The sequence below is a fragment of the Frankia sp. CcI49 genome, from assembly GCF_001983215.1.
GTDB classification, from domain to species: Bacteria; Actinomycetota; Actinomycetes; order Frankiales; family Frankiaceae; genus Parafrankia; species Parafrankia irregularis.
Genome location: NZ_MOWP01000005.1, coordinates 65,602 through 92,528, shown reverse-complemented (window position 1 = coordinate 92,528; position 26,927 = coordinate 65,602). Strand labels below are relative to the sequence as shown.

General features: G+C 71.2%; 23 protein-coding genes. 9 read left to right on the top strand and 14 right to left on the bottom strand.

Annotation, left to right across the window (positions count from 1 at the left end; genetic code table 11):
* The first annotated feature begins 39 nt into the window (after window positions 1–39).
* Window positions 40–471, top strand: a complete 432-nt coding sequence (locus CcI49_RS03750) for an OB-fold domain-containing protein (protein WP_054567376.1) — start codon at window positions 40–42, stop codon at window positions 469–471.
* Between the two features lies 1 nt (window position 472).
* Entirely contained in the window at window positions 473–1,618 is a 1,146-nt protein-coding gene (locus CcI49_RS03745; RefSeq protein WP_076824312.1) for a thiolase family protein, read from the top strand.
* A 62-nt stretch (window positions 1,619–1,680) separates the two neighbouring features.
* Here CcI49_RS03745 and CcI49_RS03740 read toward each other — a convergent pair whose 3' ends face one another.
* Window positions 1,681–2,310, bottom strand: coding sequence for a class I SAM-dependent methyltransferase (locus CcI49_RS03740; protein WP_054567374.1), 630 nt, complete (start codon window positions 2,308–2,310; stop codon window positions 1,681–1,683).
* A gap of 406 nt (window positions 2,311–2,716) precedes the next feature.
* Here CcI49_RS03740 and CcI49_RS03735 point away from each other — a divergent pair, with 406 nt between their 5' ends.
* Window positions 2,717–3,211 carry a MaoC family dehydratase gene (locus CcI49_RS03735; protein ID WP_006538464.1) on the top strand — a complete coding sequence of 165 codons (495 nt, stop codon included), beginning with the start codon at window positions 2,717–2,719 and terminating at the stop codon, window positions 3,209–3,211.
* A gap of 50 nt (window positions 3,212–3,261) precedes the next feature.
* Window positions 3,262–4,068, top strand: a complete 807-nt coding sequence (locus CcI49_RS03730; protein WP_054567373.1) for a CoA ester lyase — start codon at window positions 3,262–3,264, stop codon at window positions 4,066–4,068.
* A gap of 132 nt (window positions 4,069–4,200) precedes the next feature.
* On the opposite strand, the gene CcI49_RS03725 is transcribed toward CcI49_RS03730, so the two are convergent.
* Together CcI49_RS03725 and CcI49_RS03720 are read right to left on the bottom strand one after the other, a co-directional pair.
* Complete coding sequence (locus CcI49_RS03725; protein ID WP_054567372.1) at window positions 4,201–5,691, bottom strand: CoA-acylating methylmalonate-semialdehyde dehydrogenase; 1,491 nt, start codon at window positions 5,689–5,691, stop codon at window positions 4,201–4,203.
* 160 nt (window positions 5,692–5,851) lie between these two features.
* The gene (locus CcI49_RS03720) at window positions 5,852–7,027 is read right to left on the bottom strand and encodes an amidohydrolase family protein (protein WP_076824310.1); all 1,176 of its coding nucleotides are present in this window, start codon (window positions 7,025–7,027) and stop codon (window positions 5,852–5,854) included.
* Window positions 7,028–7,052: 25 nt separating this feature from the next.
* Between CcI49_RS03720 and CcI49_RS03715 the strand changes: the two genes are divergently transcribed.
* The 3 genes from CcI49_RS03715 (at window position 7,053) to CcI49_RS03705 (ending at window position 9,869) form a co-directional block, all read left to right on the top strand.
* A complete protein-coding gene (locus CcI49_RS03715; protein WP_076824308.1) occupies window positions 7,053–7,916 on the top strand; it encodes an alpha/beta hydrolase in 864 nt (287 codons plus the stop codon).
* Window positions 7,917–8,019: 103 nt separating this feature from the next.
* Entirely contained in the window at window positions 8,020–8,682 is a 663-nt protein-coding gene (locus CcI49_RS03710; RefSeq protein ID WP_054567369.1) for a nitroreductase family protein, read from the top strand.
* 203 nt (window positions 8,683–8,885) lie between these two features.
* On the top strand, window positions 8,886–9,869 hold the full coding sequence (locus tag CcI49_RS03705; RefSeq protein WP_241839877.1) for an acyl-CoA thioesterase domain-containing protein: 984 nt from the start codon (window positions 8,886–8,888) through the stop codon (window positions 9,867–9,869).
* A gap of 82 nt (window positions 9,870–9,951) precedes the next feature.
* Here the strand turns inward: CcI49_RS03705 and CcI49_RS03700 are convergent, their stop codons facing one another.
* The 7 genes from CcI49_RS03700 to CcI49_RS03665 all read right to left on the bottom strand — a co-directional run bounded on the left by CcI49_RS03700 (window position 9,952) and on the right by CcI49_RS03665 (window position 20,097).
* The gene (locus CcI49_RS03700) at window positions 9,952–11,124 is read right to left on the bottom strand and encodes an ABC transporter ATP-binding protein (protein WP_076824434.1); all 1,173 of its coding nucleotides are present in this window, start codon (window positions 11,122–11,124) and stop codon (window positions 9,952–9,954) included.
* The gene (locus tag CcI49_RS03695; RefSeq protein WP_235497985.1) at window positions 11,114–12,217 is read right to left on the bottom strand and encodes an ABC transporter ATP-binding protein; all 1,104 of its coding nucleotides are present in this window, start codon (window positions 12,215–12,217) and stop codon (window positions 11,114–11,116) included. Before CcI49_RS03695 ends, CcI49_RS03700 begins: the two co-directional genes overlap by 11 nt.
* A 38-nt stretch (window positions 12,218–12,255) precedes the next feature.
* A complete protein-coding gene (locus tag CcI49_RS03690; RefSeq protein WP_076824432.1) occupies window positions 12,256–13,827 on the bottom strand; it encodes an ABC transporter substrate-binding protein in 1,572 nt (523 codons plus the stop codon).
* 231 nt (window positions 13,828–14,058) lie between these two features.
* Window positions 14,059–15,066 (bottom strand): ABC transporter permease, encoded by a 1,008-nt coding sequence (locus CcI49_RS03685; RefSeq protein ID WP_198955443.1) that lies wholly within the window; start codon window positions 15,064–15,066, stop codon window positions 14,059–14,061.
* The gene (locus tag CcI49_RS03680; protein ID WP_054567366.1) at window positions 15,063–16,016 is read right to left on the bottom strand and encodes an ABC transporter permease; all 954 of its coding nucleotides are present in this window, start codon (window positions 16,014–16,016) and stop codon (window positions 15,063–15,065) included. Before CcI49_RS03680 ends, CcI49_RS03685 begins: the two co-directional genes overlap by 4 nt.
* Window positions 16,017–17,170: 1,154 nt before the next feature.
* A complete protein-coding gene (locus CcI49_RS03670) occupies window positions 17,171–18,733 on the bottom strand; it encodes an alpha/beta hydrolase domain-containing protein (protein ID WP_241839876.1) in 1,563 nt (520 codons plus the stop codon).
* A gap of 140 nt (window positions 18,734–18,873) precedes the next feature.
* Window positions 18,874–20,097, bottom strand: coding sequence for an RtcB family protein (locus CcI49_RS03665; protein ID WP_054567865.1), 1,224 nt, complete (start codon window positions 20,095–20,097; stop codon window positions 18,874–18,876).
* A 420-nt stretch (window positions 20,098–20,517) separates the two neighbouring features.
* On the opposite strand from CcI49_RS03665, the gene fabG reads away from it, so the two are divergent.
* Complete coding sequence (gene fabG / locus CcI49_RS03660) at window positions 20,518–21,279, top strand: 3-oxoacyl-ACP reductase FabG (RefSeq protein ID WP_054567364.1); 762 nt, start codon at window positions 20,518–20,520, stop codon at window positions 21,277–21,279.
* Window positions 21,280–21,370: 91 nt separating this feature from the next.
* On the opposite strand, the gene CcI49_RS03655 is transcribed toward fabG, so the two are convergent.
* The 4 genes from CcI49_RS03655 to CcI49_RS03640 all read right to left on the bottom strand — a co-directional run bounded on the left by CcI49_RS03655 (window position 21,371) and on the right by CcI49_RS03640 (window position 25,771).
* A complete protein-coding gene (locus tag CcI49_RS03655; RefSeq protein WP_054567363.1) occupies window positions 21,371–22,219 on the bottom strand; it encodes an SAM-dependent methyltransferase in 849 nt (282 codons plus the stop codon).
* A gap of 225 nt (window positions 22,220–22,444) precedes the next feature.
* The gene (locus CcI49_RS03650; protein ID WP_158230705.1) at window positions 22,445–23,329 is read right to left on the bottom strand and encodes a WD40 repeat domain-containing protein; all 885 of its coding nucleotides are present in this window, start codon (window positions 23,327–23,329) and stop codon (window positions 22,445–22,447) included.
* Between the two features lie 243 nt (window positions 23,330–23,572).
* Complete coding sequence (locus CcI49_RS03645; RefSeq protein ID WP_076824299.1) at window positions 23,573–24,439, bottom strand: fumarylacetoacetate hydrolase family protein; 867 nt, start codon at window positions 24,437–24,439, stop codon at window positions 23,573–23,575.
* Between the two features lie 174 nt (window positions 24,440–24,613).
* A complete protein-coding gene (locus tag CcI49_RS03640) occupies window positions 24,614–25,771 on the bottom strand; it encodes an acyl-CoA dehydrogenase family protein (protein WP_076824297.1) in 1,158 nt (385 codons plus the stop codon).
* A gap of 235 nt (window positions 25,772–26,006) precedes the next feature.
* Here CcI49_RS03640 and CcI49_RS03635 point away from each other — a divergent pair, with 235 nt between their 5' ends.
* A complete protein-coding gene (locus tag CcI49_RS03635; RefSeq protein ID WP_076824295.1) occupies window positions 26,007–26,867 on the top strand; it encodes an LLM class F420-dependent oxidoreductase in 861 nt (286 codons plus the stop codon).
* The last annotated feature ends 60 nt before the right edge of the window (window positions 26,868–26,927 follow it).

Here is a 26,927-nt window from a genome sequence, read left to right as displayed (position 1 = left end):
ACCACGTTACGGGCTGGTCGAGATGCTAGGAGTGTTCTGATGGCCCAAGTTCCCTTTGCTCCGGACGTCTTCACCTGGCCCGCGGAGAAACCACAGCTCATCGGCGCGCGGTGCGCGAGCTGCGCGGCGGTGACCTTTCCCGCCCAGGATTCCTGCCCGCGGTGCGGAAAGCTGGAGATGGAGCAGCTCCTGCTGCCGCGGGAAGGAACCCTGTGGACGTGGACGACGCAGGACTTCCTGCCGAAGGAGCCCTACGCCAGCGGTGAGACCCCGCAGACCTTCAAGCCGTTCGGGATGGGTCTGGTGCAGCTCGGCGACGACGTGCGCGTCGAGGGCCGCCTGACCGTGAGTGATCCCAAGCAGATTCGCTTCGGAATGAAGCTGGAGCTGGTGATCTACCCGTTCCGTACCGACTCCGACGGCACCCAGGTGATGTCCTACGCGTTCGCGCCGGCAGAGGAAGGAAACTGAGATGGAGGACGTCGCGATCATCGGGGTGGGCATCCACCCCTTCGGGCGTTTCGGTGACAAGTCCGCTATCCAGATGGGGGCCGAGGCCATCCGGTCCGCGCTGGCCGACGCGGGCGTGGAGTGGAAGCAGGTGCAGTTCGCCTTCGGTGGCAGCTGCGAGGTGGACAACCCCGACGCGGTCGTCGGCCTGCTCGGGCTGACCGGCATCCCCTTCATGGACGTCTACAACGGCTGCGCCACCGCCGCGACCGCACTGGATCTCACCGCCGACGCCATCCGTTTCGGCAAGTACGACATCGGCGTGGCCGTCGGCATGGACAAGCACGCGTTCGGCGCCTTCACCGCGGACCCGGTCCACTACAGCGCTCCGCCGTGGTACGGGGATATCGGCCATTTCCTCACCACGAAGTTCTTCGGCATGAAGATCAACCGCTACATGCACGACCACGGGATCTCGCACCAGACGCTGGCGCGGGTGGCGGCGAAGAACTACCGCAACGGTGTGCTGAACCCCAACGCGTTCCGGCGCAAGGCGATCTCGGAGGAGGAGATCCTCTCCTCCGCGATGCTGAACTACCCGCTCACCAAGTACATGTTCTGCAGCCCGGACGAAGGGGCGGCCGCGGTCGTGCTCTGCCGGGCCGACATCGCGCGCCGGTACACGTCGAGCCCGATCTACCTGCGGGCGAGCGTGCTGCGTACCCGTACCTACGGGGCCCACGAGGTGCACAGCTCCTGGGCCGCGGTCGAGCCCGCCGAGGCGCCGACGGTCTACGCCTCCCGTGCGGCCTACGAGGCGGCCGGAATCGCCCCGGGCGATGTGGACGTCATCCAGGTCCAGGACACCGACTCCGGCGCCGAGATCATCCACATGGCGGAGAACGGCTTCTGCGCCGACGGTGAGCAGGAGAAGCTCCTCGCCGAGGGCGCGACCGAGATCGGCGGTCGGCTGCCGGTCAACACCGACGGCGGTCTGATTGCGAACGGCGAGCCGGTCGGTGCCTCCGGTCTGCGCCAGATCCACGAGCTGGTCCTGCAGCTGCGAGGCCAGGCCGGCGAGCGGCAGGTCCCCGGCAACCCCCGGGTGGGCTACGCCCAGCTCTACGGCGCGCCGGGAACGGCCGGTGTGTCGATCGTGACCACCTGACGCGCCAGAACCGCTCGAACCGCCTGATCCGCCTCCTGGCGAACGGGCGCGGCCGCCCGGTCTCAGACCGGGCGGCCCAGCCGCAGCGCGTTCTCGACCCGAAAACCCACCTGCCCGTTCGGGCGGGACATCGGTGCCTCGTACATCTCCCGCAGGTCCACCGACCACCCCCGCACCGTCGTGCCGAGCTCGGCGAGCACGTCGTCGGGGGTCGTGAGGCGGGTGTGCGGGCTGGTCCGAGGCTGCCACGACGGGGCACCGGAATGACCCACCACGAGCAGCGTGCCGCCTGCGGCGACACGCTGCGCCGCGGCGCGGAGCACCTCGCCGCGCGGCATGCCGACCGGTGAGTGCAGGAACATCGCGACGACGAGCCCGAACTCACCGGGCGGCGGCCCGCAGGCCAGGTCCCGGCACATCGGCGTCACGCGTTCGGCGACGCCGGTGGCCCGCGCGGCATCCCGCACCCGCTCCAGCGCGGTGGGCGCGATGTCGACCGCGGTGACCTGCCAGCCGCGCGCGGCCAGCCAGACCGCGTCGCCGCCCTCGCCGCAGCCCAGGTCGAGCGCCGTGGTCGGTCCGACGGAGCTGATCTCGCGGACCAGCAGCTCGTTCGGAGCGCCCGTCCACATCCGTTCCGTCTCGCGGTAGCGGTTCTCCCAGAACGCACCGCAGTCATCCGTCCGTGCCACGAGTCATTGTCGGTTTCGGTGCGGTCCCGCCGGCCGCGACCTGTTTCCCGAGCAGGGCCGGTCCTTCGCCCTGTCCGGTACCGCCGCCGAACCGGTCGAACGCGGGCCCGGCGGGTCTTGGCGGGCCGCCTGGCCCGGCACGTGTGGGCGAGCCGGGCCACCCGGCGCAGGCAGGCTCCGGACCGATCGGGAATTCGAATACGGGCTGACATCACGACCGACATCGAAAAGCGATATTGGCCACCGTGAAGGGTGGTCGGCTCGACCGGCACCGGAAAAACTGATATGAGTCGGGCCGGGTCGCGTGTCGACGGGTCGGTGTAAACGTTGACAGTCGTCTTGCCTCCTCCGTACAGTACAGGATGTTGTGCGGCTGGGAAAACTGCGGATACATTCGGGTGGAGATGTGAAGCGAATTCAGCAGCGAGGGCTATATTTCGAGGAACTGCAGACCGGCGTCGTCTACGCCCACAGTCCGGGCCGCACGGTCGGTGAGGCGGACAACACCCTTTTCTCCACGCTGACGATGAACCCGCAGAGCCTGCATCTGGACGCCGCCGCCAGCGCGTCGACGGAGTTCGGCGAGCGTCTCGTCAACAGCATGATGACCCTTTCCATCCTGGTCGGGCTCAGCGTCGCGCAGCTCACCCAGGGCACCACCGTCGCGAATCTGGGGTTCGGTGAAATCCGTTTTCCGGCCCCCGTCTTCGCCGGGGACACGCTCTACGCGGAGACCGAGGTGCTGTCGAAGCGGGATTCCCGGTCACGGCCGACGAACGGAATCGTCGTCTTCCAGCACCGGGCCCTGAACCAGAAGGGTGAGCTGGTGGCGCTCGCCGAGCGCACCGCGCTGATGTTGCGGGTTCCGGCCGGCGAGGCCGATTCGGATGCGGCGGGCTGAATCCCGGTGGGCATGAGTTCTCGCCGGTTCTTGTCGAGGTTGGAGAAAGCGTGACCGAGTGGACCCTGGGCGCATCCCTGCTGTTCTGCCCCGCCGATCGGCCGGACAGGTACCAGAAGGCGCTGGCCGCAGCCGAGACGGTGATCCTCGACCTTGAGGACGCGGTTTCCGCGGCGCGCCGGCCGCTGGCCCGTGAGGCGCTCGTCGAGCACCCGGTGGATCCGTCGCGGGTGATCGTGCGGGTCAACCCGCGCACCACCGCCGACTACGACGAGGACCTCCGCGCCCTCGGGCGGACCGAGTATCGCGTGATCATGCTGGCCAAGGCGGAGAGCGCCCGCCAGGTCGAGGAAGCGGCGCCGTACCAGGTGGTCGCGCTGTGCGAGACGGCCCGCGGGGTGCTGGCCTCCCCGGAGATCGTGCAGGCGTCGAACCTGGCGGGCGTGATGTGGGGCGCCGAGGACCTGATGGCCTCGATCGGCGGCAGCGGGAGCCGGCTGGCCGACGGGAGATACCGCGACGTCGCGCGGTACGCCAAGTCCACGGTGCTGCTCAACGCCGCGGTGGCCGGTGTGCCCGCGATCGACACGGTCTTCCTCGACACCGCCGACGCAGTGGGGCTGCGGGCGGAGGCCGACGAGGCGGTCGCGTCCGGTTTCGTGGCGAAGGCCTGCATTCATCCGTCGCAGGCGGCGGTGGTGCGTGAGGCGTTCCGCCCATCCGCGGACGAGGTCGCCTGGGCGGAGAAGGTCGTGGCGGGCAGCACCGACAGCGCGGTGTTCCTGCTCGACGGCCAGATGATCGACGCGCCGCTGGTCGCGCAGGCCCGCCAGATCCTGCGCCGCGCGCCGCGGTAGGAAAGCGGGAGCAGGGAACGCGGGAGCCGGGAACACGAGCCGGCAGGCGCGGGGGAGCCGGCCGGCCGATCGACTCTGATCGGCCGGCCGACCGGTTTCCGGCGGGCGTGCGGCAGGTGGGGCCGGCGGTTGTCAGCGGTTGGCGGGGAAGACCAGGTCGACGGTGCTGGCGGCGGCGGCCTCGGGCCACCGTGAGGTGACGACCTTCGGGCGGGTGTAGAAGCGGACTCCCTCGGGGCCGTAGATCGGCGCGTCGCCGAAGATGGAGGCCTTCCAGCCGCCGAAGGAATGCCAGGCCACCGGGACGGGGATCGGCACGTTGATGCCGATCATCCCGACGTCGACCTGCCGGGTGAACCGGCGGGCGGCGCCGCCGTCGCGGGTGAACAGCGCGACGCCGTTGCCGTACTGGTTGTCATTGATCAGGGCGATGGCGTCGTCGTAGGTGTCCACCCGCACGACGCTGAGAACGGGGCCGAAGATCTCGTCGTCGTAGACCCGCATTCCCGGCTTCACCCCGTCGACCAGCGAGCATCCGACGAAATATCCGTCCGGGCGGCCGGCGGTCTCGCCGTCGACGACGACACGGGCACCCTCGTCGGTCGCCCGCTGCACGTACGAGCGGACCCGGTCACGGTGCTCCGCACTGATCAGCGGGCCCATCTGCGAGGACTCGTCCGTAGCCGGACCGACGACGACGTCCGGAATGCGGGCCGCGATCGCCTCGACGAGCCTGTCACCGATGTCGCCGACGGCGACGACGACCGAGATCGCCATGCAACGCTCACCCGCCGACCCGTAGCCGGCCGAGATGGCGGCGTTGGCGGCCGCGTCGAGGTCGGCGTCGGGCAGCACGACCATGTGGTTCTTCGCCCCGCCCAGAGCCTGCACCCGCTTGCCCGCCGCGGTGCCGGTCTCGTAGATGCTGCGGGCGACCGGTGTGCTGCCGACGAAGGAGATCGCGTCGACGTCCGGGTGGGCCAGCAGGCCGCGGACCGCCTCCGCGTCACCCTGGAGCACGTTGAAGACGCCGGGGGGGAAGCCGGCCCGGGTGACGAGATCGGCCAGCAGCAGCGACGCCGACGGGTCCTTCTCCGACGGCTTGAGAACAAAGGTGTTGCCGCAGGCGATCGCGTTCGAGAGCATCCACAGCGGCACCATGACCGGGAAGTTGAACGGGGTGATCCCCGCGACCACCCCGACCGGGTGCAGCTCGGTGTGGACGTCCACCCCGCGGGAGACCTCCGAGCTGTGCGCGCCCTTGAGAAGGTGCGGGATGCCGCAGGCGAACTCGACGCATTCGATGCCTCGGGCGACCTCGCCGAGCGCGTCGGAGTGGACCTTGCCGTGCTCGGCCGCGATGGCCGCGGCGAGCTCGTCCCGGCTGCCGTCGAGCAGCTCACGCAGCCGGAACAGCAGCGTCGCCCGCTGGGAGAGCGAGGAGGCGCCCCAGGTGCGCGCCGCCTCCACCGCCGCACGGACCGCGGTGTCGACATCCGCCGGTGACGCGAGAGTGACCTCGGCGGTCTGCACCCCGCGGGCCGGGTCGAACACCGGGCCGAGGCGGCTCGGGTCCGAGGGGGCTGCGGCGGTGCCGTTGATCCAGTGGCCGATCGTCTTCACGCGGGCGTACTCCTGACTCGCAGCCAGGCGCCGGGCCTGCTGCGGTGGCGGACAGGGGATGCCGCGGTGGCCGGGAACGGGAGGAGCGGGCCACCGCGGCGGCGAAACGTCAGGGCTGGTGCAAGGTCAGGGCTGGTGCAAGGTCAGGGCTGGTGCAAGGTCAGAGCCGGTACAGCTTGCGTGCATTCTCCCCGAGGATCTTCGCCCGGGTCTCGGGAGCGAGCGTCGCCAGCTTGGGCCCGACGGTCTCCAGCGGGTTCGGGTAGAGGCAGGTCGGATGCGGGAAGTCGGTCTCGAAAAGAATGTTGTCCTCGCCGACGGCCTCGATGAGGGCCGGTAGCTTGTTCCGGTTCTTCTCGAACCAGAAGGTGGCGTAGATGTTGCTGCGGAAGTACTCGGAGGGTGCCTTGCCCATCGCGGCGAGCTCTTCCGGCGCGTTCTCGGCCATCTCGTAGTCAAGGGCCTCGAGAATGAAGGGGATCCAGCCGACGCCGCTTTCCACCGACACCGTCTTCAGTCCCGGATGCCGGTCGAAGATACCGGAGAGAATGAGATTGGTGACCACCCTGGCGTTCCCGATGAACAGCAGTGTGCCGCCGATGGCGAGCTTGGTGTTGCTGCCATGGGACTCCCACGGGTACTTGCCGTAGAACGTCATCGTCGTGACGCTGGCCCCGATGTGGAAGTGGACCGGCAGCCGCAGCTCGGTGCAGACCTCCCAGAAGGGGTCCCAGGCCCGGTTGGCCAGGTCCGGGGCGCCCAGGTCCTGCGGGTCGGAGGTCATGTTGACCCCGCGGGCGCCGAGCGCGTGCACGCGCCTGGCCTCCCGCACGCACAGGTCGACGTCCCAGGCGGGCATCAGCGGCAGCGGGAGCAGCCGGTTGTTCGAGTCGCTCTGGATCTCGGCCATCGCGTCGTTGTAGATCTCGACGGAGAGCCTGGTCAGCGCGGGGTCGCTGGCGGCGCCGAGGTCCTGGCCGCCCAGGCCGATGGTGCTCGGGAAGATGATCTGGGCGTCGATGCCGCACTCGTCGAGCACCCCGAGGCGGACCTGGGGGTCGTAGGCCCCGACGTGCACCTGGTCGACCGTCCAGTGGTGCAGGGCGATGTCGGCGGCCTCCTTGCGGCCGTCGCGCCCGATGACACCGGCGGCGCTGAATCGCCCCACCGGCTTGCCGTCGAAGATCCACATAGGAGTGCCGTCGACATCGGCCACCCGCGGAACCCGGTCGCGGTACGCCTCCGGCGCGCGCTTGGTGAACAGATCCGGCGGCTCGGACCAGTGGGAGTCCGCGTCGACGATGAACAGGCCACTCTCTTTTAAGGAACTTGACATAGACATCAATGTTAATATGTGAGCCATGGCACTAGCAACGGTTGACGGGTTATCGATCTCCTACGACCTGATCGGCACCGCCGGGCAGCCCTGGGTGATTACTCCGGGTGGTCGGTACAGCAAGGACGATCCGGGAATCCGTGAGCTCGCGGCGGAGATCGCCGCCACCGGTCGGCGGGTACTGGTCTGGGATCGTCCCAACACCGGCGAGTCGGACGTCTGCTTCGACGGCGAGTCCGAGTCGCAGATGCAGGCCGATGCCCTCGCCGGGCTGATCCGTCACCTCGGCCTCGGCCCGACCGTCATCGCGGGTGGCTCGGGTGGCTCCCGGGTCTCCCTGCTCACCGCCGCGCGCCACCGTGACATCGCCGCCGGGCTCGCGATCTGGTGGCTCAGTGGCGGCGTGTACGGCCTGATGAGCATCGGCGTGCACTACGCGGCGGGCTCCTTCACCGCGGCCTGGCACCACGGGATGGAGGCCGTGGCCGACCTGCCGGAATGGGAGGAGCCCATCACCCGCAACCCGGCCAACCGCCAGCGCATCCTCGACCAGGACCGCCGGGAGTTCCTGGCGACGATGGAGCGGTGGATGGCGGTCTACAGCCCGCGCGACGGTGAGCTGGTCCCGGGCCTGCCCGACGACGACGCGCGCGGCCTGGACATCCCGGCCCTGGTGTTCCGCAGCGGCGAGAGCGACCTGCACCACCGGCGCGAGACCTCCGAGCACATCGCGCAACTGCTCCCGCGGGCCGTGCTCGCCGAGCCGCCGTGGGGTGACACCGAGTGGAACGACCGGCACACCCCCGAGGCGCGCAAGGAGGGCCTGTTCGCCCGCTGGCCCCTGCTCGCCCCGCCCCTGCTCGCCTGGGCGGACGAGGCCCTGGCCTGACCGGCACAGCCCCGCTGTCGTTGCGCCACGTCGTCACCGCTGTCGTTTCCCTCATGCCGCGTCGTGTCCGTCCAGGGGCGCGGTGCCGAAGGAGTAAAGCCGAATGAGTGATTCCGAACCCGGGACCGCGCCCACCATCGACCTGCGCGAGGCCATGCGCACCGCGCGCTCGCTGCGCCGGTTCCGCCCCGACCCGGTGCCGGACGAGGTGCTCGCCCGCTGCCTGGAGGCGGCGACCTGGGCTCCGTCCGGTTCGAACGCGCAGGCCTGGCGGTTCGTGGTCCTGCGGTCGCCCGAGGCGCGGGCCGTGCTGGGCCCGGCGTTCCGCGAGGGCTGGGACTGGGTCCGCACCATCTACGGCCAGTCGGCCGAGCCGCCGGCCCCCGACGACATGTCACGCCAGGCCCGGCTCACCCGCACCATGCTGCACCTGGTCGACAACTTCGAGCAGGTGCCGGTCTACGTGCTGTTCTGCTACCGCCTGTCCGGGTTCGTCTCCGAGTTCATCGAGGCCGGCTCCATCTTCCCCGCCATGCAGAACTTCCTGCTCGCAGCCCGGGCCGAGGGGCTCGGCACAGTGCCGAGCACCTGGTTCACCTTCGGGGAGGACAAGCTTCGGTCGGTCATCGGGATGCCGGACGACTGGCGGATCGCGTCGCTGGTCGCGGCCGGCTGGCCGGAGGGCAAGCACGGTCCGGTGCGGCGCCGCCCGGTGGGCACCGTGACGGCTCTCGACACCTGGGACAACCCGTTCCTGCCGAGCTGACACCCGGCCCGACGCCTCGCCCGCTGCCCGGCCCGGCCGGTGACCGAAATGTGTCTTTGCTGACACGCAGGCATCCCCGGCTTGTCCGGGCGGCCGAGCGGACCGCAGGATGCGAAGGCTGATCCTGCTGCCGCGGCACGAACCATGCGTCCGGACCTCGTGGCGGAGACGCCGCAGTGGACGAGCATGGAGGGCATCCGTTCGTGAGCAGTGGTTTCGGCCTGGCGACAGGCCCGTCCGTTCCGTCTGTCCCGACGCCGACGCCGACGCCGACCCCGACCCCGACCCCGAACCCGGCCGCGGTGAGCGCGGCGGCAACGGACGCCGCGGCGGATGAGGAGATCGGCGGGCCACAGGCGATCTTCCGGGTCGGCGGCTACCGGCAGGGGCCCGACGGCGCCGAGCTGACCATGGGGGTCGGCCCCTGGCTGACCGGCGTCGGCGCCACCACGGCGGTCGGTTCCCTCGGCGTGCTGGTCGACGATGTTCTCGGCCGGCCCGTCTTCATGGCGCGCCCCACCGGGAGTCACCTCGTGACGTTCGAGCTCTCGGTCGAGATCGTCACGCCGCCGCCCTGGTCCGGGCCGCTGCTGCGGGCATACGGCACGGTCATCGACGTCGACGCGGCGCGTGGGCTGTCGCACTGCGAGATCGTCGACGGCGCGGGTCGGCTGGTCGCCACCGGGCGTGCGCAGCTGCGTTTCGTCGCCGCCGGCTGGGCGCAGCCCGAGCGGACCGGCGCGACGACCGTGGCCGGGGCGAGCGATCTGTCGGCTCTCGACGTCCTCGGGCCCGCCGCGTCGAACGGTTCCCTCGCCTCCTCCGCAGCTGCCCGGACGTCCGCGGCTGCCGTCGCCGCCGTGGCCGGGCCGGGTGACACCACGGGCGGCACGCGGATCGTGGTGCCGGCCCGCCCGGAGTTCGGCAACGGCAGCGGTGCCGTGCACGGCGGCATCCTGTTCTGCGGCGTGGAGCAGGCCGCGGTGGCGGCCGACGACCCCGAAGGCCTCCTGCGGACGACCTCGGTCACCGTGCACTACCTGCGCCGGGCCGAGGTGGACGCCCCGGTCAGCTACGACGTCGTGCCGGAGCACCGCGGGCGCACGGTCGCCGTGTACAAGGTGACCGCCCGCGGGCCGGCCGGCAAGCCCTACTGCGTCGCCACCGTCGCCCGCACCGCCCGCTGAGGCCGCGCTGCCGCCGGTTCAGCCGGTACCGCGGGTTCCGGCGGAACCGGTCGAGGCGGTTACCGGTGGCTCACCCGGTGGCTCACCCGGCTGCGTCCGGGCCGCCGAGCGCCTTGGTCGTCTTCTGCCCGGTGGCCGGCTCGGCTTCGTTCGTGGACGTGGGTTGGGCCGTGAGCGTGGCATCGGGCGTGGGCGTGGGCGTGGCATCGGCGGTCGGGGTGGGCTCCGGCTCGACGGCGGTGTCCGCCGGTGCGGCCGACACGGCCACCGTCACCGGCGTCAGCGGGAAGTGGCAGGCGGCGAACTGTCCGGGACGGATCTCGAGGACCGGTGGCTCCTCGGCCTCGCAGCGGTCCTCGGCCCACGGGCAGCGGGTCCGGAAGCGGCAGCCGGACGGCGGCGCCAGCGGTGAGGGCAGGTCCCCCTCGAGCGCGGGGCCGGTGAAGCCGCGACCGGCGTCGGTCAGCGGCACCGAGTCGAGCAGCGCCCGGGTGTAGGGGTGCGCGGGCTGGTCGTAGACCAGGTCGGCGTCGCCGAACTCGCACACCTTGCCGAGATACATGACCAGGACGTCGTCGCTGACCGCCCGCACCACCCCGAGGTCGTGGGCGATGAACACGACGGTCAGGTCGAACTCGGCCCTGAGCTCCTCGATCAGGTTGAGGATCTGCGCCTGCACGGAGACGTCCAGCGCGGAGACGGGCTCGTCGCAGATCAGCAGGCGGGGCCGCAGCGCGAGCGCGCGCCCGATCGCGACCCGCTGGGCCTGCCCGCCGGAGAGCTGGCGCGGCAGCATGTCGGCGAACCGCTCGCCGCCGAGCCCCACCTGCGACAGAACTTCCGCCGAGGCGGTCGCGCGCTCGGACTTCGATGCCCCGGCAACGGTGAGGCCCTCGACGACGATGTCTCTGACGGAGCGCCGGGGGTTCAGCGACCCCACCGGGTCCTGGAAGATCATCTGGATGGAGCGGCGGAGCTCGCGCATCCGGTTCTCGCTCACACCGTCGATGCGCTCGCCGGCGAAGGTGATCTCGCCGGCGGTGAGGCGGTCCAGGCGCAGCACGGCCCGACCGGTGGTGGACTTGCCGCAGCCGGACTCGCCGACGATGCCGAGCGTCCTGCCGGGCAGGACGTCGAAGCTCACCTTCGAGACGGCCTGCACGACCCCGCCGCCCGTCGGGTACTCGACGACCAGCTCCCGCACGCTGAGCAGGGCTTCCTCGCCACGCAGATGCGCGGTCCCGCTACCGGCCAACGAGCTCACCTCCGGTGAGGTTCTCGGTGCCGGTCTGCGCGGGGCGCAGACAGGCGACCTGGTGGTCAGCGCCGACGGAGGTCATCGTCGGCCCCGGCTCGGAACACGCGGCGTCGGCGTGCGCGCATCTCGGCGCGAACCGGCAGCCCGCCGGCGGATCGGTGGGGTCGGGCAGGGAACCGGTGATGAGGCGCATCGGCGCGTGGCGTTCGTGGGTGAGGGTGGGTGTCGCCTCGAGCAGCGCGTGGGTGTAGCGGTGCCGCGGCGCGCCGAAGACCTCACCGGTGGAGCCGGCCTCGGCGAGCCGGCCGGCGTACATCACCGCGGTCCGGTCGGTGCGTCCGGCGACGATGGCCAGGTCGTGGCTGATGAGGATCATGGACATGCCGTGGCTGCGCTGCACCCGCCGCAGCAGGTCGAGGATCTGGCGCTGGACGGTGACGTCCAGCGCCGTGGTCGGCTCGTCGGCGATCAGCAGCGTCGGCTCGCACGCCAGCGCGGTCGCGATCATGACGCGTTGGCGCATCCCACCGGAGAGCTCGTGCGGGTAGTTGCGCAGCCGCCGTTCGGGGTCGGGCACCCCGACCTCCCGCAGGAGGTCGAGGGCCCGGGTGTGCGCCTCGGTACGGCTTACGCCGAGATGGCGTCGCATTCCCTCGGTGAGCTGGCGCTCCACCCGGACGACCGGGTTGAGCGAGCGACCGGGGTCCTGGAACACCATCGCGATCTGCTTGCCCCAGATCTCGGCGCGCTGCCGGCGGGGGAGGGAGAGCAGGTCCCGGCCCTGGAACAGCACCTCGCCCGAACAGGCGGACCGCCCGGGCATCAGCCCCATGATCGCCCGGGCCATCACCGACTTGCCGGACCCGGACTCGCCGACCACACCGAGCGCCTGGCCGTGGTCGAGGTCGAGGGAGACGTCGTCGACGGCCCGGACGACACCGCGTGGGGTGCCGATGTACGCGCGCAGGTTGCGCACCTGCAGAACAGGCCCAGCGCTGCCGGTGGGCTCAGTGCTGTTGGTGGGCTCGGCGCTGCCGGTGGGCTCGGCGCTCGTTGCCTGCGGAGCGCTCTTGACGGGCTCGATGCTCATGGGATGCGGGACCTCTCCTCCGCCCTGCGGACGACCGGCTACTTCTTGATCCAGACTTCCTCGGGCAGGAGCGAACCGCTGCCGTACTGGTGCAGACCGCCGACGTCGGTACCGGCGATCGCGGCGAAGTTCGGCCGGGTGTAGAACACCAGCGGCGAGAGCTCGGCCAGCCGCTTCTGCACCGTGGTGTACGCGGTTTTGCGTTCCGCGTCCGTCGTGGCGACCCGCCCGGCGGCGAGGGCGTCGGTCAGCGCCTTGTCCTCGATGCCGGAGAGGTTGGCGGCCGAGCCGCTGGCGAAGGCCGTGGTCAGCCGGGGGTCGGGGTTGGTGAAGAAGGCGGAGCTGACCAGGATGTCGAAGTCATAGGTGCTGCGTAGCTTGGGCACCTCCGCGTAGTCGACGACCTTGACCTCGACCTTGACGTTCTTGTAGACGCTGAGCTGCGCCTGGATGTTCTCCGCCAGCGTGCGGTTCTCCGTGCTCGCGAACGAGGTGAAGGTGAAGGTGACCGGCTTGCCCTCGGCTGCCAGCTCGTCGAACAGCTTCTGGGCCTTGGCCTTGTCGGTCTTGTGCAGCGGGACGTCCGTGTAGAGCGGTGAGTCCTTGGTGAACAGCGTCTCGGGGACCTCACCGGTGCCGTTGTAGACGGCAAGGTTGGCCGCGTCCAGATCGATCGCGGCGTTGAACGCCTGGCGGGCCCGGATGTCGTTGAACGGCGCCCGGCGGGTGTTCAACGCCATGAAGAAGCCGCCGTTGAGCGCGGCCACGTTGACGTTGAGGTCCGCGGAGTTGCCCTTGTCGATGTTGACCGGGTTCGAGTCGATCGCGATGTCGGCGCCGCCGCTGGTCACCGTGTTGATGCGCTGGCCGGCGTCGGTCACCGCCCGCACGACGAGGCTGTCGAGGTAGGGCTTGGGCGCGTCGTAGTACTTCGGGTTCTTCACCAGGCGGAGCTCGGCCTGGCGGGTCCAGCTCTGCAGCTTGAAGGGGCCGGCGCCGACCGGGTTCTTGTCGAACTCGGCCTGGCCCTTCTTCAGTGCGTCGGGCGAGGCGATCCAGTTCAGCGAGCTGTTGATGATCGCCCCGGCGAAGGACGGTACCGGGCTCACCATCGTGGCCTTGAGCGTGACGTCGTCAACCACTTCGGTGGAGGCGATCAGTGATCMGTCCGCGAGGTACGTCGAGCGGTTGGCCGGGTCCCGGAACCGGTCCCAGTTGAACTTCACGGCCGCGGCGTCGAGCGGGGTACCGTCGGAGAAGAGCAGGCCCGGGCGCAGTTTGAGGGTGAAGCTCGCGCCCTTGTCGGTCGTCTCGAACGACTCCGCCATCCGGTAGACGACCTTGCCGGCGGCGTCGTCGATCATCAGCGAGCCGTAGAGCGCGTTGCCGATGACGCCGGCGATGACCGCGTTGTTCCCGCTGACCACCGGATCGAGGCTGCTCGGTTCGCTGAGCGCGAGGATCCGTGCCTCGCCGCCGGCCACCGGTTGGCCGGTGACGCCGGATGTCGACGTGGTGTCAGCGGTGTCGCTGCTCCCGCCGCATGCCCCCAGGGCGAGGACCGTGCCGCACACGACGGCGGCCACGACAGTTCGGGTCCTATGTAACATCTGCTGCCTTTCGCTGTGGTGGATCGGGTCGATGTCCGGGTGGGCCACGGCGTCCCGACCGTCGCCCGGGGTGGCGGACATCCCGGTGAACCGCAGGCGTGGACTGCACCGGGGCCGACACCGCGCCCACGGGCCGGGTCCGGCCGCAGCGGCTGGCCGCGCATCCTGCGGTCGAAGAGGTGGCTGGTCGCGCCCGGCGCTGGTCGCGCCCGGCGCTGGTCGCGCCCGGCGTTAGTCGCGCATGGTGCGGTCGAAACGGTGGCGGAGGTGGTCGCCTGCCTGGTTGAGGGCGAACACGGTGAGGAAGATGGCGGCGGCCGGCACGAAGACCATGTGGGGGGCGTTCTCGATCGCGTCCTTGCCGTCGGCGATCATGCCGCCCCAGCTCGGCTGCGGCGGTGGGATGCCCACGCCCAGGAAGCTGAGCGAGCMTTCCGCGACGATCAGGGCCGCCATCACGACGGGCAGGAACGCCCCCAGCGGGGGGAGCAGGTTGGGCAGGATCTCCTTGACCAGGATCCGGCCGTGGCCGGCGCCCATGTTCCGGGCGGCCGTGACGAACTCGCGTGACGACCAGGCGATGGTGTTGGCCAGCGCGAGGCGCACGAAGGTCGGAATGATCAGCAGTGTCAGGCCGACCAGCAGCGTCCGCACGCTGGGGGTGAGGATCGAGGACAGGGCCAGCAGCAGGATCAGCGGCGGGAAGGCCAGCATGGCGTCGGTGATCAGGCCGATGACGGCCTTGGTACGCCCGCCGAGGTAGCCGGCGAGCATCCCGAAGAAGGTGCCGATGGCCGCGCCGATGAGGCCGGCGGCGGTGCCGACGAGCAGGGACACCCGGGCGCCGTGGATGCAGCGGGAGAGGATGGAGCGGCCCTGCTGGTCGGTGCCCAGCARCATGTCGAACGACTCGAGGCTCGGTGGCTGGCGCGGCCGGCCGATCGGCACCGAGTAGGACGCCAGCGGCAGCAGGTCCGCGATGGCGGCCAGCAGGATCATCGCGATCAGCCAGCCGAAGGACAGCGCGACCAGGATCGAGCGTCGCTCGCGCACCGCGGGCACGTCGGGAAGCGTGCCGGGCACCGCCGTGGCCGGCGGCGGGGTGTTGTTGGGCGCGGTGCCGTCAGGTGTGGTGCCGTCAGGTGTGGTGCCGTCGGCTGTGGTGCCGTCGGCTGTGGTGTCGGCCGGGGCGGTCCTGGATCCGGCGGTGGTGTTCGCCACGACATCGGGGCTGGTCATGCGGTCGCCGCCTTCCTGACGCGCGGGTCCAGCCAGCCGTAGCTGAGATCCACGAGCATGTTGATGGCCACGTAGACCACGGCGATGAACACGACGACGCCCTGGACGGTGATGATGTCGCGGGCGGTGATCGAGTAGATGACGAGCTGCCCGAGCCCGGGCAGGGAGAAGAAGGACTCGACGATCACCGTGCCGCCGATGAGGCGCCCGAGGTTGATGCCGACCAGCGTCACCAGGGAGAACGACGAGGGGCGCAGGGCGTGGCGGGCCATCACGTAGCCGGGGCTCATGCCCTTGGCCCGGGCCGCGCCGATGAAGTCCTCGCGCAGCGTTCCGACCAGGTCGGTGCGCAGCAGCCGGTGGAACGAGGCGATCTCGGTGAGCGCGATGGCGATGACGGGCAGGATGACGCCGCGCAGGTTCTCGCCGGGGTCCTCGCTGATGCGGGTCCAGCCCGTCACGGGGAACCAGCCGGCCTGCAGGGCGAACACGTAGACCAGCACCGGACCGGCGATGAACGCGGGGACGGAGAGGAAGACCGAGGACAGGGCGGTGATCGCCCGGTCGAGCAGGGAGCCGGGCCAGGCCGCGGAGGCCACCGCCAGGGGCACGGCGACCAGCAGCGCGACGAGCAGGCCCAGCGCGGCGAGCTCCAGCGTCACCGGAAGACGTTCGGTGATCGCGTCCAGCACCGGCTGGTGTGTGATCGGCGAGGTGCCGAGATCACCGGTGACGGCGTCGCCGATCCAGTGCACGTACTGTGACCACAGGGGCCGATCGAGCCCGAGCTCGGCGTTCAGGGCGTCGATCGCTTCGGGTGTCGCGTTCTCGCCGAGGATGACTGAGGCCGCCGACCCCGGAGCCAGGCTGAGAAGTGCCACGGCCCCCATGGTCACGAGTAAGACCACGAGCAGGGCGCGGCCAATACGGCGCGCAGCGGTGAGCAGCATACAGCTCGCTTCCTTGATCGTCTGAAGGTCGCACGGACAACGACCGAACTGACCCGAGTTCCTCACTGAGGGCGAATACGGCGATATGGCGTGGGCACCGTTATAGCCGTAGACGGCGCCGTTGCCAACATTCCTCGGGGAGGTCGACGTTCGCAGGCAGAGCTGTCTGTCGGCCCTTGGATCGGGCGCTCGCCCAAAGTTTCGGAGTCGCCGCGCGATGGATGATCATGGAAGTCAAGGTCCCGTTTGGCGACATTTCGGACATCGCATTTCCGCCTGGAGAAGTGCGATATCGAAACTTCGGAAATGGCGTTCCCGAGTTTTTGAAAGCCGTGCGAATGGCGCTGGGATGGATTCTGGAGGCGGGTTCGACCATCGGGTCGGGCCCGGCCTCGGAGCGGGCCGCGGTGGACTCGCGGCGGCACCCGGAATGCGGGCGGATGTGGTCGAGGCCACTGTTTTGTCGGTGGGTGGCCGACTCCGACGTCCCGGGTGAGCGCAGGTCCGGCCTTCCCGGCAGTGACGGCGGTCACCAAATAGTGGACGGATCCACGTGCGTCGGACCGGAAAAACGGTGACGGATCATCCGGATGGCTGTCGATGTCGAGCCTGGCGGCGTCGACAGGCAGGTGATGTCACGGCACCGGCGTCGGTGTCCGCCGAAGCCCGCATCTGCCGGTTGGTGCTGGAGCGGCGGCCGGGTGCGGAGGTCGGCTGGGGGTTCGCCGCCGGGGTCGGTCGCAGGGATCCGGGCTGGGCGCCGGACCGGGGCCCGAGGCGGCTGCGGCCGGTGGTGCGGACCGGTGCGGACCGGCCGGGAAGCCCGAGAAGTCATTGAGTTGACGGGGTGCCGGCATTCGGCGCGCGGCCGTGTGGTCGCCCGTGTGGTCGCTGTCGCGGGTGGCTGGCCGCGGGGGCGTCCCCGGCCTCCCCGGGCCGCGTGCGCCGCGCCGGGCCGTGCGCGTTGCGACGCGGACGGGGGAGGGCGCGGTGGCGGGCGGCGTCGACGTGGCGTTCGGCGTCGACCGGGGCGCAGTCGCCGGCCGGCGACCAGGCCGTGGATTCTCTCCCCGTCGCGGCCCTGACCGAACGGTTTCCGCTGGCTGCGGATAATGCGGTTGAGAACGTGATTGGTGACTTCGGGTTATCCTCGATCAGGAGGGGATCATGGTCGTGTCGGCGGCTTTGCGCAGTGATTCGAGATCTGCGGTCAGTATGAATCCGGAGTTGACCGCGGATTTGGCCGACTCGTCGTAGCGGTGACGGTAGTCGGCTGCCGACGAATAAAGTTCACCCAGCCGGGAGGAAGTGAAAGGACGGGATGAACCGGCCAGCGCGCAGATCGTCGACGTGTTCGGGCCGCCGGCACCGGAGAGGGTCGAGACGGGCACGTCGACCGGTGGTGTGCGAATTCCGCCGACGGCGATGCCGTCGGCGTCCCGGGTGATGTGCGGCTCGCCGCCGGCGGCGACCTCGATGCGGGGCGCCACCGGTGGCTGCGCGCCGGTCGTGAGCCAGACCGTCAGCGCCCGCAGTGCCGCCTTGGCCACGAAGTGCAACGGACCGTTGTTGATCGACACGCCGCAGTCGACGACGGCCGCCGCGGGGCCGAGCAGACGCGCGTCGGCGTGAGCGGTGCCCGCCACCTCCCACAGCCGCAGGTGTGGGTTGTCCGGCTGCCGGGCGCGAGCGGAGTTCAGCACCCCGGTGAGGTCGCTTTCGGTCTGGACGTCCAGCACCGGCGCGTCCAGATCGGTCCGGAAGATCGTCGGCGTGTCGTTGAGCACGCTGACCAGGTCGGCGTTCTCGCCGGGCCCGACCAGCCCGAGCCCGGTCGCGCCCCGGCTGTGGACGAGGAAGCCGTCGAACGCACGAGTCAGGGGCTGCACACCGTTGTGATAGGTCACCAGGGCGTACGCGGACTGCGACTCGCCGGCCGCGATGAGGCGCTGCGGCCGCAGCCCGTCCAGGCCCGCGCCGCTGCGCACCGCGCGGGCGACCTGGGTCAGGATGTCGTAGGAGAAGCCGTCACCAGGATGGTTGAGCGTGCCGTAGCGGGCCGGGTCGATCGCGGTGAGGCCCTTCCCGGCGAGCCCGGCCGCCCCGGTGACCGGAACGAGCACCGGCCCGCCCTGGACCCCGATCCGCTGGGCGGACACCCCGACCCAGACATCGCCGCGCCGGGTGATCTCCTCGTGCAGCGTGGTCCACTCCGCGTCGCTGTCGAGACCGACGCTCACGTTCAGCCATTCGACGATGACCGTGCCGCTGAACCGCTCGGCCGCCGTGGGACGGCGGACCAGGACCCTGGTCCGGAAGGGCGCGCTGGTGTCGGGGGCGAACATCCAGCGGCCGTCGGCCCCCAGCGCGCCCACCGCCCGGTAGGACGACGCGGTGCCGGCGGCGGCCAGCTCCCGCTGCGTGTACCCGGCGCTGCCCAGGTCCGCCGGCGTGCCCGCGGCGGTGAACGGTCCGTTGCCACCGGACAGCTCCGTGGCGAGGTCGGCCGCGGGGCCGGCCGGGCGTGCCGACCTGCCGGACGGGCCGGTGCCGGCTGTGCCCGTGCCGGCCGGGGCGGCGCTTCCCGAGGCGCCCTCGCCGTCACCTGAGCAGGCGGAGAGCAACGCCAGGATGAGTGCCAGCACCAGACCGAGGGCGGGCGTGGCCGTCAGCCCCCGGTTTCCACCACGATGTCCAGATCTCCTCCGATGCGGCACTGGGCACGGCCTCCTCCGGTCGGCGCCCGTTCGTGGCGCAGACGCGGAGACTATGAGCCGGTGCCGCGACGGACATCATGAGGAGCCTGGTTCGCGGGGATCATCCCGCCGTCGGGTTCGGGCACCCCGCCGCCGTGCCGCTAACCCTTCACGCACATCACGGCGTGCAGCTCCGCGGCGACATCGACGAGATCACGCTGGTAGGCGATGACGGCGTCGATGTCCTTGTACGCGGCGGGTATCTCGTCGAGCACGCCGGGGTCCTTGCGGCATTCGACGCCGGCGGTCTGGGTGACGAGGTCCTCGGTGGTGAACTCCCTGCGGGCGCGGGTACGGCTCATCCGCCGGCCCGCGCCGTGCGAGGCGGAGTGGAAGGACTCGGGATTGCCCAGGCCGCGCACGATGTAGGAGCGGGTACCCATGGAGCCCGGCACGATGCCGTACTCACCGGCCCGCGCCGAGATGGCCCCCTTGCGGGTGACCAGGACGTCGGCGCCGTAGTGGTGCTCCTCGGAGACGTAGTTGTGATGGCAGTTGACGGCGGCGAAGGCGGCGTCGCCCGCGTGCGGGCCGTCGGTCGGCGGTGTCGGCACCCGCAGCTGCGGGAGGTGGGTGCGCAGCGCGTCGACGTAGAGCGCCAGCATGGTCTCCCGGTTGTGGCGGGCGTAGGTCTGGGCCCAGGTGAGATCGTTCCGGTAGGCGGCCATCTCGGGGGTGCCGGCGAGGAAGACCGCCAGGTCCCGGTCCGGCAGCCCGGTGTTGTGCGGCAGCTTCTTGGCCGCCGCGATGTGCAGCTCCGCCAGCGTCTTGCCCACGTTGCGCGACCCCGAGTGCAGCATCAGCCACACCGCGTCCGTCGAGTCCAGGCACAGCTCGACGAAGTGGTTGCCCGAGCCGAGGCTCCCCAGCTGTGACATCACCCGGTCGATGGCCCCGCTGCGCCCGGACACCTTCGGGTGCAGATCACCGAACGCCGCCCACAGCTCGCCGTAACCGCGGACCCGCCGGGAGATCTCGGTGTGCCCGCGGTGCCCGACGGGAATGGCCCGCTCGACCGCGGCCCGCACCGGGCCGAGGTCGTCCGGCAGGTCGGCCGCGGTCAGGTTGGTCCGCAGCGCGGCCATCCCGCAGCCGATGTCGACGCCGACGGCGGCGGGGGAGACGGCGTCGCGCAGCGCGATGACCGAACCCACCGTGGCGCCCTTGCCCAGGTGGACGTCCGGCATGACGGCGACGTGGTGGTGGACGTAGGGCAGGTCGGCGATCGTGCGGAGCTGGTCGAGGGCGGCGCTCTCCACCTCGTGCGGATGGGTCCACATCCAGATCGGGGCCGCTGCTCCCGCCAGCTCGTCAACCGGGGGCACGGGGATCACTCCTTTGTCTTCTCGTGTGGGTCTCTCTCGCGCGTCTCTCGCGTGTCTCTCGCGGGCCGATGGTCTCTCGACGGGACCGCCTCGCGTCGCGTTCCACGATCGCTGGTGCCGTGGCTGTTGGCGAATGATTTTGCGTGCGCTCCTGGTGCTTCTGCGTCCCGGCCGGCCAGCCGGTCAGTCAGCTGGCCGGCCGGCCGGCTAGCCAGTGTCCGACCACCGGGCAGCCGGCGCGAACCGGGCCGGCCATGCCGTGCCGCCCGCCGCGGCACCCACCCGCGCTGGCCGGTGGGCTCGGGACGCGATGCGTCTGCCGGTGCTGCCTGACAGACTTCGGTACCAACGACCTGATCTGCCCCCGAGGGCCGCCTGCGGGCACTCGGGCCATCACCCGCATAGTGGGAGGACTTCAGTATGTCCGCTGTCAAGGAACGCGTCGCGATCGTCACGGGTGCCGCGCGGGGGCTCGGTGCCGCGACGGCACTGCGGCTCGCGGCCGATGGCCTGGCCGTCGCGGTGCTCGACCTGGAGGAGTCCGCCGCCAAGGAGACCGCGGACGCGATCGTCGCGGCCGGCGGGAAGGCCATCGCCGTCGGGGCGAACGTGAGCGACGCCGAGCAGGTCGCCGCCGCGGTGGAGCGGGTCGCGGCCGAGCTGGGCGCCCCCACCGTCCTGGTGAACAACGCCGGCATCACTCGCGACAACCTGCTGTTCAAGATGACGGAGAGCGACTGGGACGCCGTCATGGGCGTGCACCTGCGCGGCACGTTCCTGATGACCCGGGCGGTCCAGAAGTACATGGTCGAGGCCGGCTGGGGGCGGGTCGTCAACCTGTCGAGCACGTCCGCGGTCGGTAACCGCGGGCAGGCCAACTACTCGACGGCGAAGGCCGGTCTGCAGGGCTTCACCAAGACCGTGGCGATCGAGCTCGGCAAGTTCGGCATCACCGTCAACGCGGTGGCGCCGGGCCTGATCGCGACGGAGATGACCCGGGCGACCGCGGAGCGGCTCGGGCGCACCTGGGACGAGTACGCGGCCGCGCGGGCCAAGGACATCCCGGTGGGCCGGGTCGGCGAGCCCGACGACATCGCCAACACCGTGTCGTTCTTCGTCGGTGAGGGTGCCGGGTTCGTCACCGGCCAGGTGATCTACGTCGCAGGTGGGCCGAAGACCTGAGCGGCGATCCAGGTCAGGCCGGGCCACGGGCCGGGTCGGGCCCGGGCCGGTGCCGCCTCGCCGTGGGCGACGGCGTCACCGGCCCGCCGGGTCACGGCCTGCGGGCGAGGCCGCCGGCGACCAGCCGCTCGGTGAGGGTGAGCGGGTCGGGCAGCGGCTCCTCGGGGCGCCACAGCGGCGTGTAGGTGACTCCCGGCTCCAGCAGCTCGAACCCGTCGAAGAACGCCGTGATCTCGGCGATCGTCCGGAAGCGGCCCCGCCCGAGGTCGGCGAGCATGACCTTCTCCAGCTCCGCGGTCTCCTCCCCATGGGTCACGAAATGGGTGAGGAACAGGTAGCTGCCCGGCGCCAGGTGCTCGCGGTAGGTGGCGAGGATGCCGGCGGGATCCTCGGCGTCCTCGATGTGGTGCACGACGGCGAACAGCAGCAGCGCGACGGGCTGGTCGAAGTCGATGATCCCGGTCAGCTCGGGATGGTTGAGCACCTGCTCCGGGCTACGGAAGTCCGCGGTGAGCACGGTGGTGTTCTCGTTCTCGGCGAGCAGCGCCCGGCCGTGCGAGAGCACGATCGGGTCGTTGTCGATGTAGACCACCCGGGCGTCCGGCGCCACGGCCTGCGCCGTCTCGTGGGTGTTCTGCGCCGTCGGCAGACCGGAGCCGAGGTCGACGAACTGACGGATGCCCTGGCTGGCCATGAACCGCACACCCCGCCCCAGCAGCGCCCGGTTGTACAGAGCGGACTGTCGCCCCCGCGGCGCGAGCCGCATCAGCTCGTCGGCCACCGCGCGGTCGACGGGGAAGTTGTCCTTGCCCCCGAGGATGGCGTCGTAGACCCGGGCGATGCTCGGGACGGAGGTGTCGATTCCCTCCGGGCTCCACCCGGCGGGTGGCTCGTGGATGGCACGCACCAGCGGACTCTGGGCTGGCTTGTCCTGGCTCACGGGACTCCTGTCATCGGTACGCGGCTGATACGTCGTGTCGCCGGTCGCGCCCGTGCCGCGCGCCGCGCGCCGCGGCGGTCGTTCTGCGTGACGACACCGGCTCATCGCGGCACATCATAGGACTTTCGGGTAGGTCCTCAGGCGGGTGCGTCTCCGTGCGGAGGTACCTTGGCGCGTGCTCGGCGGGCACGTGTCGATGACCGGCCGGGCCGAGCGCGCCGGCTGTCACAGGTCGCGGATCGCCCAGAGGTCGAGAGATGCGCGTGACGCGGCGCCAACCGCCGCGACCACGGCGCCGTCCGGGGAGAACGCCACCGCCCTGAACGGGCCTTCCCCGCGGATCGGCTCGCCGAGCGGGTGTGCCGCGGCCGGGTGGCTGACGTCGAAGAAGCGCACTGTGTGGTCGCTGCTGGCGCTGGCGAGGCGAAGACCGTCCCGCGTGAACGCGACCGAGGTGACGATGTCGGTGTGGCCGACGAGGGGGCTGCCCAACCGGGCCGGACCCGCGGCGCCGTCGATGCTCCAGAGCTGGATGGTGCCGTCCCCTGCCGTGGCGAGTATCCGGCTGGTCGGGGAGACGGCCGCCGCGTGCACCCCGCCCCCGCGGCCTGTGCTGGCTGTGCCGAGCCGGGACGGCTCGGTGGGCCTGGCCACGTTCCACAGCTGGAAGGCCTCGTTGCCGCAGCCACTGACGAGCACAGTCCCGTCCGGCGAGAACGCGAGGGACGTGACCGTGGCGCCGTGCCCGCCGCACGCCGCCGCGAGACGTGGCGCGCCCGGGTCCGACAGGTCCCACAGGATGACGGTCCGGTCGTCGCCCGCATACGCGAGTAACGGGCGGACCGGCGAGAAGGCGACGGCCCGGACCGCGCCGGTGTGCCCCGTCAGCCGCACGGGTGTGGCCTGCTCCGGGAACTCGTCGACCTTCCAGAGCAGCACCTGGCGGTCATCCGCGGCGGAGGCGAGCAGGCGACCGTCGGAGGAGAACGCCACGGCACGCACCGCGTCGCGGTGGCCCGCGAGTTGCGTTCTCCGTGCTGTGTTGCCGGTGGCGCCCTTCGGCGGCACCACCCACAACCCGATGGATCCGTTGTCGCGGCCGACCGCCACGGGCCAGTGAAACCCCCGGTCCATCACCGGGCAGAACGCGACGGTGTGTGCCTCGGAAGGCCAGACAGACTCGCCGGCGATGGGGGCTGACCGGTAGTGCTCCATGACATCCCATCTCCAGCGCGGCGGTTCGGTTGGCTCGGACCGGCTGGGTGCGATGGATCCTATCCGTCGGATGATATGTGGCGGTCGGATCAGCGTCCGATCGCCGACCGGGACCGATGCACTGTTACTGCGCTGCTGTTACTGCGCTGCTGTGACAGGGTTGCGGATGGTGCCGAGGGTCTCGATCGAGACCTCGACGACGTCACCCGGGAGGAGATAGCGGGGCGGGGTGCGGGTGTAGCCGACTCCGGCCGGCGTCCCGGTGATGAGGACGTCCCCGGGATCCAGCGGGATGGTGCGGCTGACGAAGGACAGGATCGCGCCGACCGTGAAGATCATGTCGTTGGTGTTCCCGTCCTGCATGACCTCGCCGTTGACCCGGGTGACCAGGCGCAGGCCGGCGGCCGGGTCGCCGGCCTCGTCGGTGGTGACCACCGGTCCCATCGGCCCGCTGCGGTCCGAGTTCTTGCCCAGGGTCCACTGCGCGGAGGCGCCCTGGGCCCGGCGGGCACTGAGATCGTTGAACACCGCGTAGCCGAGGACGCCCCGCTGGGCGGTGGCCTCGTCGACGTCGACGAGCCGGGTCCCGACGACCGCGGCGAGCTCGCCCTCCCAGTCCAGCCCGCGCTCGCCGGGCGGCACCGGCACGGGCGTGCCGTCCACGGTGAGCGACGCGGTCCAGCGCGCGAAGATCGGGGGCTTGCGGGGCAGCTCGAGGCCGGTCTCCGCGGCGTGGGCGTGGTAGTTCAGGCCCATGCCCAGCACGCGGGCCCCGGCCGGCACGGGCGGGGCCAGACCGGGGCTGGCGGCGACGTCCGCGAGATCGTCCAGGTCGGCGCGGCCGTGGTCACCCGCCGTGATCTCGCTGGCCGCCGACATCCAGCGGGGGAGATCGGCGTAGAAGTCGTCGACGTCGGCGATCCGCGCCAGCTTCGACACCCCGGCGCGTTCCAGCACCAGACCGACCACGGTCCGCCGACCGTCCCGTACGCCCACGAAACGCATCGCCCAAGCCCTCCCGCCGCGCCGGCCTTCCGGCTGCACCGCCCGACGCTATCCGCCGCGGGGCAGGTGGCTACGCGTTGCCCGGCCATGACCCGAGCCATGACGGCGGCCACGTCTGGTCCGATGGTCGGGGCGGTTCCGCGGAACCGCCCCGACCATCGGCTGCCGCTGGTGCTAGCGGACGCCGGCGTCGCGCAGCAGCTGGCGGGCGATCACGATCTGCTGGATCTGGCTGGTGCCCTCGTAGATCCGGAACAGGCGGGCGTCGCGGTAGAAACGCTCGACCGGCACGCCGCGCATGTACCCGGCCCCGCCGTGGATCTGCACGGCGCGGTCCGCGACCCGCCCGACGGCCTCGGAGGCGAAGTACTTCGCGCAGGACGGCCCGATCCGGGTGTCGCTTCCGTCGTCGAAGCCGGCCGCGACCTCCGTGACCAGCGCACGCGCCGCGTACAGGTCGGTCGCGGAGTCGGCGAGCAGGCCCTGCACGAGCTGGTGCTCACCGATCACGCTGCCGCCCTGGACCCGGCTGGCGGCGTACGCCACGGATTCGTCCAGCAGCCGCTGGGTCAGGCCCACGCACAGTGCCGCGATGTGGATGCGGCCGTGGGCGAGGCAGCGCATCGCGGTCGCGTAACCGCGCCCGACCCCGTCCTCCCCGCCGATCACTGTGCTGGCCGGCACGCGGACCTCGTCCAGCGTGACGTCGGCGGTCCAGGCGCCGGCCTGGCCCATCTTGTGGTCCTTCGGGCCGACGCTCAGGCCGGGGGTGCCCCGCTCCACCATGAAGGCGGTGATGCCGCGGCCGCCCTTCGCGTCCGGGTCGGTCCGGGCGAAGACCATGAAGACGTCGGCGACCGGTGCGTTGGTGATGAAGCGCTTGGCGCCGTTGATGACCCAGTCGTCACCCTCGCGGCGGGCGGACGTCGCCAGGCCCGCCGGGTCGGAGCCGGCGTTCTCCTCGGTCAGCGCGAACGACGCCGTCCACTCACCCGAGGCGACCAGCGGCAGATAGGCCTTCTTCTGCTCCTCGGTGGCGCCTTCGAGCAGCACATGACCGGCGATGCCGTTGTTCGTCCCGAACATCGACCGGAAGGCGGGGGTGGTGTAGCCCAGCTCGAAGACCAGCCTGGCCTCGGCGCTCATGTTCAGGCCCAGGCCGCCGTACGTCTCGGGGATGGCGAAGCCGAACAGGCCCATCTCGGCGGCCTCGCGGCGCAGGTCGGGGGGTATCGCGTCCGACTGCTCGATGTCGGCCTCGGCCGGCACGACCCGTTCGCGCACGAAGCGGCGGGTGGCGGCGATGATCTGGCGCACATCGTCGTCGAGCACGCGATCTCCCTTCAGGCACTGGTTCGCGACCGAGCCCGCGGCGGGGCCCGCGACGCGCGGCGGAAGGCGGCGGGCCTGGTACGAGGCCCGGCACCCGATTGCATACTTTATCTAAAGCATCGCCCCACTCGCCAGCCGCGCGGATCCGGCCACGGTCGCGGCACCGCCCGGCGTCTGATAGTCACACTAGCGACGGCGGCCGCCGGGCGACCGGCAAGTGGACGGGATGGCTGGGATGGACCTGTCAGGCATTGGCGTGTGGAGCCAGCAGCTGCGCTACGGCGATCCGGCGGAGGTGACGGAGGCGGCGGCGGAGCTGGAGGAGCTCGGCTACCGCGCGCTGTGGATCCCCGACGTCGGCGGCCCGGTCCTCGACGCGGTCGGCGCCCTGCTCACCGCGACCAGTCGGGTGACGATCGCCACCGGCATCCTCAATCTGTGGATGCACGACCCCGTGGACGTCGCCGCCGGCTTCGCCGCGCTGACCGCCGCGCACGGTGACCGGTTCCTGATGGGGATCGGCGTCAGCCACGCGCCCCTGATCGACGCGGCCGAGGCCGGTCGGTACCGGCGCCCGCTGGCGGCGATGAGTGCCTTCCTCGACGGCCTCGACAAGGCCGAAACCCCCGTCCCGGCGCAGGACCGCGTGCTGGCGGCGCTCGGCCCGAAGATGCTGGAGCTCGCCGGCAGCCGCGCCCGTGGAGCCCACCCCTACCTGGTCACACCCGAGCACACCCGCCAGGTCCGCGAGCGCCTCGGCGCGGGGCCGCTCGTGCTGCCGGAGCAGACGGTCATCCTCACCACCGACGCCGACGAGGCCCACACCATCGGCCGCGGCTGGCTCGCGGGCTACCTGGGGCTGCCGAACTACGCGAACAACGTGCGCCGCCTCGGCTTCACCGATGAGGACATCACCTCCGTGAGCGACCGTCTCTTCGACGCCCTCATCGCCTGGGGTGACGAGGAGGCCGTCGGGCGGCGCGTCGCCGAGCACCACGCGGCCGGCGCGGACCACGTCTGCATCCAGGTGCTGACGGCCGACCAGCAGGCCTTCCCACGCGAGCAGTGGCGCCGCCTGGCCGCGGCGCTGCTGTAGGACGACGGTCGATCCGGAACGACGGCTGCTCCAGGACGACGATCGCTGTCGCCGGCGCGC